Here is a 12289-nt window from a genome sequence, read left to right on the forward strand (position 1 = left end):
CCCCGCCCGATCCTCACCGTCCCCGCCCCCCCGCTCCGGCAGACACCCCCGCCGCCGCGCGGCCCGCCCGCGCGCCCTTGCCGTCCCGACTGGAAACCGCCCTCTTCATCTCGGTCCAAATACCCTCAGGGGGGTCCGGGGGGCAGAATGCCCACCGGTTCCGCCGCAGGTCAGGGGATCATCCGCTCGACGAACCTCACCACACGCTTCAACCCGGCATTATCAAACAGTTTCGGGGAAAAATAGGCACCCGCCGCGCGTTTGGCCACCTCGGCCAGCGTCGGATAGGGCAGCACCATCCCCGCCAGCGCCGAAACCTTCATCCGCGCCGACACCGCCAGCGCCAGCGGCGCGATCACCTCGCCTGCCCGCGGCCCCGCGACCGTGGCCCCCACGACCCGCCCCCGCACCACCATCAGCTTGGCGAAACCCTCCGCCTCGCCCATGGCCTGCGCGCGGTCGTTATGATCGAACCCCGCCCGCGCCACCACCAGCCGCGCCCCCCATGTCGCCCGCGCCTCCGCCTCGGTCGGCCCCACCTGCGCCAGCTCCGGTGCGGTATAGGTCACGCGCGGGATATGGTCGTCCCGCAACCGCGCCGGCAGGCCCAGCACCGCCTGCCGGATCACGATCCCCGCATGATAGGCCGCCACATGGGTGAATTGCGCCCCGCCCGCGGCATCGCCGATGGCATAGACCCGCCGGTTGCTCACCGACCGCAGCCCGCGCCCCACCGTCACGCCCCGCCGGTCAAAGGCCACGCCGCCCGCCGCCAGATCCAGCCGTTCCAGCGCGGGCAACCGCCCCACCGCGACCAGCAGATGCGACCCCGTCACCACCTGCCCGTCGGCCAGCACGATCTCCACCCCGCCGCCCGCGGGCACCCGCAGCCTGACCGCCGCCGCCCCCTCGCGGATATCCACCCCCTCGGCCCGCAGCCGCGCCAGCACCACCGCCGCCGCCTCGGCATCCTCGCGCCCCAACGCCCGCGCCGCCTCCACCACCGTCACCGCACAGCCCAGCCGCCGGTGCGCCTGCGCCATCTCCATCCCGATCGGCCCGCCCCCCAGAATCACCAGATGCTCCGGCCGCTCGCGCAGCGCGAACACCGTCTCGTTGGTCAGATAGGGCACAGCCGCCAGCCCCGGCACATCGGGGACCATCGCATGGGATCCCGTGGCGATGACAAAGCGCCGCGCGCGGATGCGCTCGCCCGCCACCTCCACCTCGTGCGGGCTGACGAAACGCGCCCAACCACGGATCACGCGCACGCCCAGCCCCTCGAACCGCGCCTGACTGTCCACCGGCGCGATGGTGGCGATCACCCCCGCCACATGATCCTTCACCGCCCCGAAATCCACCGCAGGCTCCACCGCGCCGATCCCGAACCGCCCCGCACCCCGCATCGCCGCCGCCGCCTCCGCCGCCGCGATCAGAGCCTTGGACGGAACGCAGCCCGTGTTCAGGCAGTCGCCCCCCATCTCGGCCCCCTCGACCAGCACGACCTGCGCGCCCATCTGCACGGCCCCCGCCGCCAGCGACAACCCGCCCGACCCCGCCCCGATCACACAGATATCCGTTCCCGCCATCACAGCCCCCCGCGCCGCAGCGCCCGCACCACGATGGGCATCACGCCCAGCGCCACCAGCCCCACGATGGGCCCCGCCACCCAGGGCTCCAGAAACACCGACAGGTCCGGCCTGCCCCCCGTCTCGAACACCTCGCCCAGCCCCGACCCGACCGATGTCAGCACCAGCGCGCCCGGCACGATCCCCACCGCCGTCGTCACCGCGAATTTCACCAGCGAGATGTTCAGCAGCGCCGGAATCAGGTTCGCCATGAAGAACGGCACGACGGGCGTCACCCGCATCAGGAACAGCACCTCCCACTCGTTGCGCGCCAGCGCCTCGCGCAGCCGCGCCACCTTTCCCCCCTCGGCCTCGATGCGCGCCGCCAGCCGCGCCCCGAACCCAGCCTTCACCGCCAGAAACAGCAGCACCGCCCCCACCGTCGCCCCCGCCAGATTGAACAGGACCCCGGGAAACAGCCCGAACAGGAACCCGCCCGTCAGCGTGGCCACGGTGGCACCGGGCAGCGAGAAGGCCACGATCCCCGTATAGGCCGCCACAAAGACCACCACGGCCAGCGCATAATGCGCGTCCCGATAGGCCAGCAGGGTCTCGCGATGCGCGGCCAGCGCGTCAAAGCCCAGCTCGTCGCGCAGCAGCACCGCGCCCGCCACGGCGACGGCCAGCAGCACCAGCGCGGGAATCATCCGCCAGCGGGCATTTCTTTCGGGGTGGGGGGCGGGTTGCGTCATGCGCCGACCATGGGCCGATTCACCCCCGCGCCACCAGACGTTTCACGCCGCATTGATCGCCCGCAGCCCTTCTGCAACAATTCCACACCCTGCCCGCGCGTTTTGTTGCAGAATTTCCGCCTTGCCTGCGTTGACTTGATCCGCGCCCCCCCTTAAAGGACGGGCTTCGAATAGAAGCGGCGCTCGAATCCATCATTCGCGCTGCCCTTGAGTGATACGGAGAGCCGCGATGAAGCGCACTTACCAACCGTCGAACCTGGTCCGCAAGCGCCGCCACGGGTTCCGCGCCCGCATGGCGACCAAAGGTGGCCGTCTCGTTCTGGCCGCGCGCCGCGCCAAGGGCCGCAAGCGCCTGTCCGCATAATCCCTTCCGGTCCTTCGGGGCCGATCACGGGTGACGCGATGACACCGCCGATGGACACGGGCACAGGCGATCCCGCCGAAGCGCCCGCCGCTCCGTCGGCGGTTTCGCTTTGCCCGAAACTCCTCACCTTGAAGAAACGCGCCGACTACCTGCGCGCAGCCTCGGCGCGGCGTCAGGGCACAGGCGGCTTCCTGCTTCAGGCCCGCGCCCGCGATGACGGCAGCGCGGCGGTCCGCGTCGGCTTCACCGCCTCCAAGAAGATCGGCAACGCCGTGCTGCGCAACCGCGCCAAGCGCCGCCTGCGCGCGCTGGTGCGCGAAATCCTCCCCCCCCTCGCCCGCGCGGGCTGGGACTATGTCCTCGTCGCAAGACCCGAGGCGACGGTCACCCGCGACTTCGCCACCCTGCGCGACGACCTGCGCGCCGCGCTCGCCTCCGTCCATCAGGCCCGCGCGAAATGACCCCCCTCGCGCGCCTCCTCTCGCTTCCGGTGCGCGCCTACCGCCTGATCCTGTCGCCCTGGGTCGGCCATGGCTGCCGCTTCCAGCCCACCTGCTCGGCCTACGCGCTCGAGGCGCTGGAACGCCACGGCGGCATAAAGGGCGGCTACCTGACGATCCACCGCCTCTGCCGCTGCCATCCATGGGGCGGCCATGGCTATGATCCCGTCCCGGGCTCCGATCCCGACCATGGGAAATAAGGATATTCTGCGAATATCCTTACCCGCGGATTTTCTGCGAAAATCCTCCACACCCCGAATTTTCGCCAGAAAATTCGCACCGAAGATTTTTCGCCAGAAAAATCTTCCCCCTCACCGCTTCTCGAAGAAGATCGACACATCCCCCACATCGACCCCGTAGCGCTTCATATAGGCGCGGTTGAACAGCCGGTCCTCCGTCAGCAGCCACATCCAGTCATCGAACGTCACCCGCACCGTCTCCACGCTCCCGTCCGCCGCCGGCACCGGCAGGTCGATCGTATAGCGCCAGTTGAACCGGTCCCCCTGCTCCACCCCCGTCGCCACCCCGATCACGCCGGGCGCCGTGCCCTCCCACGTCTCCGCACCGGTCTTCTTCAAGGTCCAGACCCGCTGCTCGGTCGATCCGTCCTCATAGGTGAAATCCTCCACCAGCCGCAGCCGCTCGCCATCCCAGTCGCCCGCGATCTCTGCCACGAACTGCCGCCGGACAGTGCCGAAGATGTCCTGGAACTGCCCATGCGCCACCAGCCGCCCGTCGAAGAACGCCTCCAGCTCCAGCTCCCGCGTCGACAGGCTCGCATCCTGAAGCGACGGCTTGCCCGCACAGGCGGCCAGAAACGGGATCAGCGCAAGGGCGGCAAGACGCATGGGTTCACTCCTGATGTTTCCCCTTCTACGCAGGCCGCGCCCGCGCGGATTGCCCAAACCGCGCCCTTCTGGCATAGGACGCATCACTTTCCCGCCATTCCGCCAGAGGCCCGCCCGATGCTGGACGATCTCGACGACATCCACCCGCTCTTCCACGGCGCGCCCACGACGACCGAATTCAAGAAGCTTCGCAAACGCATCGTCCGCGAAACGCGCGAGGCGATCGAAACCTACGGCATGGTCAACCGCGGCGACCGCTGGCTCGTCTGCCTGTCGGGTGGCAAGGACAGCTACACCCTGCTGGCGGTCCTGCACGAACTCAAATGGCGCGGCCTCCTGCCCGTGGACCTTCTGGCCTGCAACCTCGATCAGGGCCAGCCGGGCTTTCCCGCCACCGTCCTTCCCGAATTCCTCACGAAGATGGGCGTCCCTCACCGCATCGAATATCAGGACACCTATTCCATCGTGGTCGACAAGGTCCCGCAGGGCCGCACCTACTGCGCCCTCTGCTCGCGCCTGCGCCGCGGCAACCTCTACCGCATCGCGCGCGAAGAGGGCTGTTCCGCCGTCGTCCTCGGCCACCACCGCGACGACATCCTGGAAACCTTCTTCATGAACCTCTTCCACGGCGGCCGCCTTGCCACCATGCCGCCCAAACTGGTGAACGAGGATGGCGACCTCATGGTCCTGCGCCCCCTCGCCTTCGTGGCCGAACAGGATTGCGAGAAATTCGCCCGCGCCATGAACTACCCCATCATCCCCTGCGACCTCTGCGGGTCCCAAGAGGGGCTGCAACGCATGCAGGTCAAGAAACTCCTCGACGACTGGGAATCCCGCACCCCCGGCCGCCGCAACGTCATGTTCCGCGCGCTGCAGAACGTGCGCCCCTCGCACCTTGCCGACCCCGCGATCTTCGACTTCCTGTCGCTCGCCCCCGGCATGGCCCAGCCGCAACAGGATGACGGCCTCCCGCCTGCCCTGCGCTGACCCGCCCGCGCCCCGATCACAAACACCCGACAGACCTTGCCCGACAGGCGAAACCGCTTGACCTTTCGCCCCCCCTTCTGTTGAAGCACCCCTGACCCATTTCCCACCAAAGGCGGCAGTTTCGTCCTATGGAAGACCAGAACAAGAACCTCCTGCTCGCAACCCTGCTGAGCTTCCTCGTGATCCTCGTGTGGTTCGTCCTCTTCCCGCCGGAAGACGTGCCGGTGGACCCCAACGCCCCCGCCGCCGTGACCCAGACGGAACAGGCCCCCGCCGCCCCCGCGGCCGCGGCAGACGGCGCCGCCACCACCGCCGAAGCCGAACCCCTGCCCGAAGCGCCGCGCCTGACCGTAGACACGCCCGCGCTGACCGGCTCCATCTCGCTGCTGGGCGGGCGCATCGACGACCTGTCGCTGAAATCCTACCGCGAAACGCTGGACCCCGCCTCGCCGATGGTCCGCCTGCTCTCGCCCGTCGGCGAGGCGCACCCCTATTACGCCGTCTTCGGCTGGGGCCCGGGCACCGGCCTCACCGCCGATGACGTCCCCGGCGCGCGCACCGAATGGCGCGTGACGGGCGGCGGCACGCTGGCCCCCGACGCGCCTGTGACCCTGCAATGGCAGAATACCAAGGGCATGACCTTCACGCGCGAAATCAGCGTGGACGACAAGTTCATGTTCACCGTCAAGGACACCGTCCAGAACGCGGGAAGCGCGGCCGTCTCGCTCTTCCCCTACGGCATCGTGGCCCGCCACGGCCAGCCTGCGGGCCTGCAAAACTTCTTCGTCCTGCACGAGGGCATGGTCAGCCGCACCGATGGCACCCTGACCGAACAGAACTACGACGACCTGATGGAACTGCCCGTCATCGAACGCGAAGCCGCGCAGGCCGAGGTGGTGGATGCCACCACCGACGGCTGGATCGGCTTTACCGACAAATACTGGATGACGACGCTGATCCCCGAACAGGGCATCCCCTTCACCGCCGTCACCAAATACGTCCCCTCCGCCGACATCTACCAGACCGAGACGCGCAAGCCCGTGGCCGAACTCGCCGCAGGCGGCAGCGTGACCTCGACCGTGCGCCTGTTCGCGGGGGCCAAGGAATGGGCCACCATCCGCGCCTACGAGAAAGACCTCGGCATCGCGGGCTTCATCGATTCCATCGACTGGGGCTGGTTCTTCTTCCTGACGAAGCCGATCTTCGCCGTCCTGCACTGGCTGAATGCCGCCATCGGAAACATGGGCCTTGCGATCATCGCCCTGACCTTCGTCCTGAAACTCCTCGTCCTGCCGCTGGCCTACAAATCCTATGTCAGCATGGCCAAGATGAAGGAACTGCAACCCGAGCTCGAGGCGCTGAAAGAGCGCGCGGGCGAGGACAAGCAGAAGATGCAGCGCGAGATGATGCAGCTTTACAAGGACAAGAAGGTCAACCCCGCGGCGGGCTGCCTTCCGATCCTGATCCAGATCCCGATCTTCTTCGCGCTCTACAAGGTGATCTTCGTCACCATCGAACTGCGCCACGCCCCCTTCTTCGGCTGGCTCAAGGATCTGTCGGCCCCCGACCCGTCCTCGATCTTCAACCTCTTCGGCCTGCTGCCGTGGGATGCCCCCGTTCAGGGCAGCGTCATGGCGCTGGTCTTCATCGGCATCCTGCCCATCCTTCTGGGCATCACGATGTGGCTGCAACAGAAGCTGAACCCGCAGCCCACCGATCCGGTGCAACAGCAGGTCTTCGCATGGATGCCGTGGATCTTCATGTTCATGCTGGGCGGCTTCGCCTCGGGTCTCGTGGTCTACTGGATCACGAACAACATCATCACCTTCTCCCAGCAATACCTCATCATGCGCAGCCACGGGCACAAGCCCGACGTCTTCGGCAACATCAAGTCGGGCTTCAAGAAAAAGGAACCGGTGCCGGTTGCCGACAAGTCGAAGAAGGCGCGCAAATGACGGGCGGGCGGCTGGATCACATCTGCCGCCACCCGATCAAGGGACACGGACGCGAAACCCTCGCGTCCGTTCGTCTTTCTGCAGGGGAATGCCTGCCGTGGGACCGCCACTGGGCCGTGGCCCATGACGCAGCCAGGCTGACCGAAGGCTGGAACCCTTGCGTCAACTTCGCCCGCGCGGCCAAGGCCCCCGCCCTCATGGCCATCGAAAGCACGCTGGACGAGGCGACCGCCACCGTCACCCTGCGCCACCCCGACCGCGGGCAGATCACCTTCCGCCCCGACGACCCCGCCGACCTGCCCCGCTTCCTCGACTGGGTCACGCCGCTCAACCCCGCCAACCGCGCGCAGCCTGCCCGCATCGTCACCGCAGGGCGCGGCATGACCGACAGCGACTTCGCGTCCGTCGCCATCCTGAACATGGCCTCGCTGGCGGACCTGTCGGCCCGCATGGGCCATGACCTCTCGATCCACCGCTGGCGCGGCAACCTCTGGCTTTCCGGCGCGCCCGCATGGGACGAATGGAACTGGATCGGCCGCCGCCTGCGCATCGGCGATGCCGTGCTGGAAATCCGCGAACGCATCACCCGCTGCTCGGCCACCACGGTGGAACCCGCCACGGGGATCAGCAACGCCGACACCCTCCACGCGCTCGAAACCCACTTCGGCCATCAGGATTTCGGCCTTTACGCCACCGTCCTGACCCCCGGCACCATCGCCACGGGCGATGCATGGACCCTTGAATGACCCAGCTCCAATTCACCCTCGCCCCCGACCCCACCGACGAGGCGCGCGAAAAAGGCCGCCTGATGTTCGCGGGCCCCGTCACCTTCGTCAAAGGCGTGGTCGCCATGTCGGGCCTGCCCCCCGCCGACCGGCTGGAAGTCTGCTTCGCGGGCCGCTCCAACGTGGGGAAATCCTCGCTCATCAACGCGCTGACGGGCCGCAAGACCCTCGCCCGCGCCTCCAACACGCCCGGAAGAACGCAGGAAATCAACTACTTCGCCTTGGGCGAGTCCCGCTACATGACCGACCTTCCCGGCTACGGCTATGCCGAGGCGCCGGTCGCCACCGTCCGCAAATGGCAGGAACTCCTGAAATCCTACCTCGCCGGCCGCCAGACCCTGCGCCGCGCCTTCGTCCTGATCGACTCGCGCCACGGCGTGAAGGCCGTGGATGAAGAGATCCTGAAACTCCTCGACCGCTCCGCCGTCACCTTCCAATGCGTGCTGACCAAGCTCGACAAGATCAACCGCGCCGAACGCGACGCCGTGGTGGAACAGGTCAAGGGCGCGCTCGCCAAACACCCCGCCGCCTATCCCGAGATTGTGGTGACCTCCTCGGAAAAGGGCGACGGCATCGAAACCCTGCGCGCCATCATCGCCACACTCGAATAGCCCCGATTTTTCTGCGAAAAATCGCCGCCTCCGATCCTTCTGGCGAAAGATCCCCCACCCGCGCGCGCCCGAATTTTCGCCAGAAAATTCGCCTCAGGATTTTTCGTCAGAAAAATCCTGCGCCTCACACATGCTGCGCGCCGTTCACCTCGATCTCCGCGCCGCTGATATAGGACGACTGGTCCGAACACAGGAACCAGATCGCATCCGCCACCTCGCGCGGCTGCCCCAGCCGCCGCATCGGCAACTGCTCCACGATCTTCTCCGTCCCCGGCGACAGGATCGCCGTCTCGATCTCGCCCGGCGCGATCGCATTCACCCGCACCCCCAGCGGCCCGAAATCATGCGCCATCTCCCGTGTCAGCGCGGCCAGCGCCGCCTTCGACGTGGCATAGGCCGCCCCCGCAAAGGGATGCACCCGCCCGCCCGCGATCGATGTGACATTCACCACCGACCCCTTCGCCGCCGACAGCTCGTCCTTCAACCCCCGCGCCAGCACGATGGAGGCAAAGAAGTTCACATGGAACACCTGCCCCCATGTCCGCAGATCCGTCTCCAGCGTGTTCAGACGGCTCCCCCCCGGTCCCTTGGGACTGATCCCCGCATTGTTCACCAGCGCATGAAGCCGCCCGTCGATCTTCTCCTTGATCGTGGCAATCGCCGCGATGGTCTTGTCGGGTGACGCCAGATCGATCTGGATATGGTTCTCCTCGCCCCCGGGCCACGGACAGCGCGGATCGAAAGGCTGGCGCGAACAGGTCAGCACCCGCCACCCCTCGGCCGAGAACCGCTTTACCGTCGCATGTCCGATCCCGCGCGAAGCCCCTGTCAGGACTAGGGTTTTCTGCTCGCCCATCCGATTCACCATCCTCTGCTGCACGCGCATCATCCCCCCTTTGCCCGCCGAATACCATTGCCGCTTGGCACGCGCCGCATCCCGCATTACCAAGGCGCGACCCATCCAGCCGGGGATCCCCATGAAACCGCAGACCAGCACCATGTCCGACGCCGCCCACACCGCGAAGATGCTCTCCGAGGCCCTCCCCTACCTGCAGCGCTATTCCGGCGCCGTGGTCGTGGTGAAATTCGGCGGCAACGCCATGGGCGACGATGCCGCCATGGCCGAATTCGCCCGCGACATCGTGCTGATGCGGCAGGTCGGCGTGAACCCCGTGGTCGTGCACGGCGGCGGCCCGATGATCAACGAAATGCTCGACAAGCTCGGCATCAAGTCCGACTTCGTCCGCGGCAAGCGGGTGACGGACAAGGCCACCGTGCAGGTGGTGGAGATGATCCTGTCCGGCCTCGTGAACAAGCGCATCGTTCAGGCCATCATGGATGCAGGCGGCCGCGCCGTGGGCATTTCCGGCAAGGATGACGACCTCATGGTCTGCGAGGCCGACGATCCCGAACTCGGCTATGTCGGCCGCCCCGTCGAGATGAACGTGCAGGTGCTGCGCGATCTCTACAACGCAGGCATCATCCCCGTCGTCGCCCCCGTCGCCACCGGCATGGCCGATAACGAAACCTTCAACGTCAACGGCGACACGGCGGCGGGTGCCATCGCGGGCGCGCTCAAGGCCGACCGCCTGCTCCTCCTCACCGATGTCGCGGGCGTCAAGAACGCGGGCGGAGAGGTGATGACCCAGATCACCCCCGAAGAGGTCCGCCAGATGACCGCCGACGGCGTGATCGCGGGCGGCATGATCCCGAAAACCGAAACCGCGCTCAAGGCGCTCGACGAAGGCGTGCGCGCCGTCACCATCCTTGACGGCCGCGTCCCCAATGCCTGCCTGATGGAACTCTTCACCGATCACGGCGCGGGATCGCAGATCCGCTCCACCGAACCGCGCGTCAAACCGCGCGTCAAACGGTGAGCCTGACCGGAACCCTCGCCGCCCATCACCTCGCCGTGCTGGGCGGTTTCCATCCCGACGCGGATGACAGCACACCGCCCGGCACGCAGACCCTGCTCCTCCTCGGCCCCGCCGAACCGGGCTTCTGGCCGCATGTCACCGCCCAGCCCGAATGGCAGGATGGCCGCCCCGACCCGATCGACCGCTGGTCGCGCCGCACCATCGGCCGCATCGCCTGCGATCTGGGGGCCAAGGCGCTCTTCCCCTTCGGCGGCCCGCCATGGCACCCTTTCCACGCCTGGGCGCTCCGCACGGGCCGCATCTGGGACAGCCCCGTCCGCCTTCTGGTCAGCGCCGATCAGGGCCTCATGGTCAGCTTCCGCGGTGCCCTCGCCCTGAAGGACCGCATCCCCCTTCCCGCCCCCGCCACGCGCCCCTGCGACACCTGCACCAAGCCATGCCTCACCGCCTGCCCCGCCGACGCCCTCACCGGCGCGGGCTATGACGTGCCCGCCTGCCACAGCTTCCTCGACACCGCCGCAGGCCAGCCCTGCCTCTCGGCGGGTTGCGAAGTGCGCCGCGCTTGCCCGCTGTCCCAAGCCTATGCCAGACTTCCCGAACAGTCGGCCTATCACATGCGCCGATTCCACGGGGTGGACTGACCCGCCCCGAAAGGGGGGAATGAATGAAGCGCCTGATCCTGACTCGTCACGCGAAATCCAGCTGGGACGATCCCCTGACCCCCGACCATGACCGCCCGCTGAACGAACGCGGCAAGGCCGCCGCCGCCGACCTCGGCCAATGGCTCGCCTCGCGCGGCTATATCCCGGACGAGGTGCTCTGCTCCGATGCCCTGCGGACGCGCAAGACATGGAGCGGGATCGCCCCCGCCCTGCCCGGCACGCCCGTCCTCGAACTCAAACCCGCGCTCTACCACGCCGGCCCCGACGTGATGCTCGCCGTCCTGCGCCATGCGCGGGGCGATTGCGTGATGATGATCGGCCACAACCCCGGCATCGCGGAATTCGCCGCCCGCCTCGTCGCCCAGCCGCCGCGCAACAGCGAATTCGCCCGCTACCCCACCGGCGCCACGCTGGTCGCGGATTTCACCATCGACCGCTGGGAAGACGTCACCTTCGGCACCGGCACCGTGGACGACTTCATCGTCCCCCGCGAAATCGTCGCCTGACAGGCAAAAGGGGCGCCGGAACGCCCCTTCATCTCGGCCCAAATACCCTCAAGGGGGGTGCGGGGGGCAGAATGCCCCCCGTCCCCGCTCAATGCCCCAGAATCTGGCTCAGGAACAGCTTGGTCCGGTCGCTCTTGGGGTTGTTGAAGAACTCGCGCGGTTCGTTCTGTTCCACGATCTGGCCCTGATCCATGAAGATCACGCGGTTCGCCACCGCCTGCGCGAACCCCATCTCGTGGGTGACGCACAGCATCGTCATCCCCTCCTCGGCCAGCTCGATCATGGTATCCAGCACTTCCTTGATCATCTCGGGGTCAAGGGCCGAGGTGGGCTCGTCGAACAGCATGATCCGCGGCTTCATGCACAGGGACCGCGCAATCGCCACCCGCTGCTGCTGCCCGCCCGACAACTGCCCGGGATACTTGTTCGCCTGCTCTGGAATCTTCACCTTCCGCAGGAAATGCATCGCCGTTTCCTCCGCCTCCCGCTTGGGAATCTTGCGAACCCAGATCGGCGCCAGCGTGCAGTTCTCCAGAATCGTCAGATGCGGGAACAGGTTGAAGTGCTGGAACACCATCCCCACTTCCGACCGCACCTTGTCGATGTTCTTCAGGTCGTTGGTCAGCTCCGTCCCGTCGACGACAATCTGCCCCTGCTGATGCTCCTCCAGCCGGTTGATGCAGCGGATCAGCGTCGACTTCCCCGAACCCGACGGCCCGCAGATCACGATCCGCTCGCCCCGGTTCACCGTCATGTTGATGTCGCGCAGCACATGGAACTGCCCGTACCACTTGTTCATGCCCGAAATCTGGATGGCGACCTCATCCGAGACCTTCATCTTCGAGCGGTCGATAGCAACGTCAGACATTGTGTG

The 12289-nt window shown here is 67.3% G+C and carries 15 protein-coding genes; 10 read left to right on the forward strand and 5 right to left on the reverse strand.

Annotated elements, in window-relative coordinates; genetic code table 11:
- Nucleotides 1-170: 170 nt before the first annotated feature.
- Together GU927_RS04575 and GU927_RS04580 are read right to left on the reverse strand one after the other, a co-directional pair.
- Nucleotides 171-1589 (reverse strand): dihydrolipoyl dehydrogenase family protein, encoded by a 1419-nt coding sequence (locus tag GU927_RS04575; RefSeq protein WP_161761191.1) that lies wholly within the window; start codon nucleotides 1587-1589, stop codon nucleotides 171-173.
- Complete coding sequence (locus tag GU927_RS04580) at nucleotides 1589-2320, reverse strand: TVP38/TMEM64 family protein (protein WP_161761192.1); 732 nt, start codon at nucleotides 2318-2320, stop codon at nucleotides 1589-1591. The genes GU927_RS04575 and GU927_RS04580 overlap by 1 nt, the downstream gene beginning before the upstream one ends.
- Nucleotides 2321-2549: 229 nt before the next feature.
- Here GU927_RS04580 and rpmH point away from each other — a divergent pair, with 229 nt between their 5' ends.
- Genes rpmH through yidD form a run of 3 tightly spaced genes read left to right on the forward strand, consistent with a single transcriptional unit; the run spans nucleotide 2550 to nucleotide 3384 of the window.
- A complete protein-coding gene (gene rpmH / locus GU927_RS04585; protein ID WP_023666388.1) occupies nucleotides 2550-2684 on the forward strand; it encodes a 50S ribosomal protein L34 in 135 nt (44 codons plus the stop codon).
- A 38-nt stretch (nucleotides 2685-2722) separates the two neighbouring features.
- Nucleotides 2723-3145, forward strand: coding sequence for a ribonuclease P protein component (rnpA, locus tag GU927_RS04590; RefSeq protein ID WP_161761193.1), 423 nt, complete (start codon nucleotides 2723-2725; stop codon nucleotides 3143-3145).
- Nucleotides 3142-3384 (forward strand): membrane protein insertion efficiency factor YidD, encoded by a 243-nt coding sequence (yidD, locus tag GU927_RS04595; RefSeq protein ID WP_161761194.1) that lies wholly within the window; start codon nucleotides 3142-3144, stop codon nucleotides 3382-3384. The genes rnpA and yidD overlap by 4 nt, the downstream gene beginning before the upstream one ends.
- A gap of 111 nt (nucleotides 3385-3495) precedes the next feature.
- Here the strand turns inward: yidD and GU927_RS04600 are convergent, their stop codons facing one another.
- Nucleotides 3496-4032: a DUF3833 domain-containing protein gene (locus GU927_RS04600; protein ID WP_161761195.1), complete on the reverse strand. Its 537-nt coding sequence runs from the start codon at nucleotides 4030-4032 to the stop codon at nucleotides 3496-3498.
- Nucleotides 4033-4149: 117 nt separating this feature from the next.
- Here GU927_RS04600 and ttcA point away from each other — a divergent pair, with 117 nt between their 5' ends.
- From ttcA to yihA, 4 genes are all read left to right on the forward strand, one after another.
- The gene (gene ttcA / locus GU927_RS04605) at nucleotides 4150-5019 is read left to right on the forward strand and encodes a tRNA 2-thiocytidine(32) synthetase TtcA (RefSeq protein ID WP_161761196.1); all 870 of its coding nucleotides are present in this window, start codon (nucleotides 4150-4152) and stop codon (nucleotides 5017-5019) included.
- A gap of 128 nt (nucleotides 5020-5147) precedes the next feature.
- On the forward strand, nucleotides 5148-6974 hold the full coding sequence (yidC, locus tag GU927_RS04610; RefSeq protein WP_161761197.1) for a membrane protein insertase YidC: 1827 nt from the start codon (nucleotides 5148-5150) through the stop codon (nucleotides 6972-6974).
- Nucleotides 6971-7720, forward strand: a complete 750-nt coding sequence (locus GU927_RS04615) for an MOSC domain-containing protein (protein WP_161761198.1) — start codon at nucleotides 6971-6973, stop codon at nucleotides 7718-7720. Before yidC ends, GU927_RS04615 begins: the two co-directional genes overlap by 4 nt.
- Nucleotides 7717-8370 carry a ribosome biogenesis GTP-binding protein YihA/YsxC gene (gene yihA / locus GU927_RS04620; RefSeq protein WP_161761199.1) on the forward strand — a complete coding sequence of 218 codons (654 nt, stop codon included), beginning with the start codon at nucleotides 7717-7719 and terminating at the stop codon, nucleotides 8368-8370. Before GU927_RS04615 ends, yihA begins: the two co-directional genes overlap by 4 nt.
- Before the next feature lie 124 nt (nucleotides 8371-8494).
- On the opposite strand, the gene GU927_RS04625 is transcribed toward yihA, so the two are convergent.
- Nucleotides 8495-9226, reverse strand: coding sequence for an SDR family oxidoreductase (locus GU927_RS04625; RefSeq protein ID WP_161761446.1), 732 nt, complete (start codon nucleotides 9224-9226; stop codon nucleotides 8495-8497).
- Nucleotides 9227-9368: 142 nt separating this feature from the next.
- Between GU927_RS04625 and argB the strand changes: the two genes are divergently transcribed.
- From argB to GU927_RS04640, 3 genes are read left to right on the forward strand one after another with little or no spacing between them, the layout of a single operon-like run.
- Nucleotides 9369-10247 (forward strand): acetylglutamate kinase, encoded by an 879-nt coding sequence (gene argB / locus GU927_RS04630; RefSeq protein ID WP_161761447.1) that lies wholly within the window; start codon nucleotides 9369-9371, stop codon nucleotides 10245-10247.
- On the forward strand, nucleotides 10244-10888 hold the full coding sequence (locus tag GU927_RS04635) for a ferredoxin (protein WP_161761200.1): 645 nt from the start codon (nucleotides 10244-10246) through the stop codon (nucleotides 10886-10888). Before argB ends, GU927_RS04635 begins: the two co-directional genes overlap by 4 nt.
- A gap of 23 nt (nucleotides 10889-10911) precedes the next feature.
- Nucleotides 10912-11415, forward strand: coding sequence for a SixA phosphatase family protein (locus GU927_RS04640; RefSeq protein WP_161761201.1), 504 nt, complete (start codon nucleotides 10912-10914; stop codon nucleotides 11413-11415).
- An 88-nt stretch (nucleotides 11416-11503) separates the two neighbouring features.
- On the opposite strand, the gene GU927_RS04645 is transcribed toward GU927_RS04640, so the two are convergent.
- Nucleotides 11504-12283 carry an amino acid ABC transporter ATP-binding protein gene (locus GU927_RS04645; protein WP_161761202.1) on the reverse strand — a complete coding sequence of 260 codons (780 nt, stop codon included), beginning with the start codon at nucleotides 12281-12283 and terminating at the stop codon, nucleotides 11504-11506.
- Between the last annotated feature and the right edge of the window lie 6 nt (nucleotides 12284-12289).

The organism is Paragemmobacter amnigenus (assembly GCF_009908265.2).
In the GTDB taxonomy this organism is placed as follows: domain Bacteria; phylum Pseudomonadota; class Alphaproteobacteria; order Rhodobacterales; family Rhodobacteraceae; genus Paragemmobacter; species Paragemmobacter amnigenus.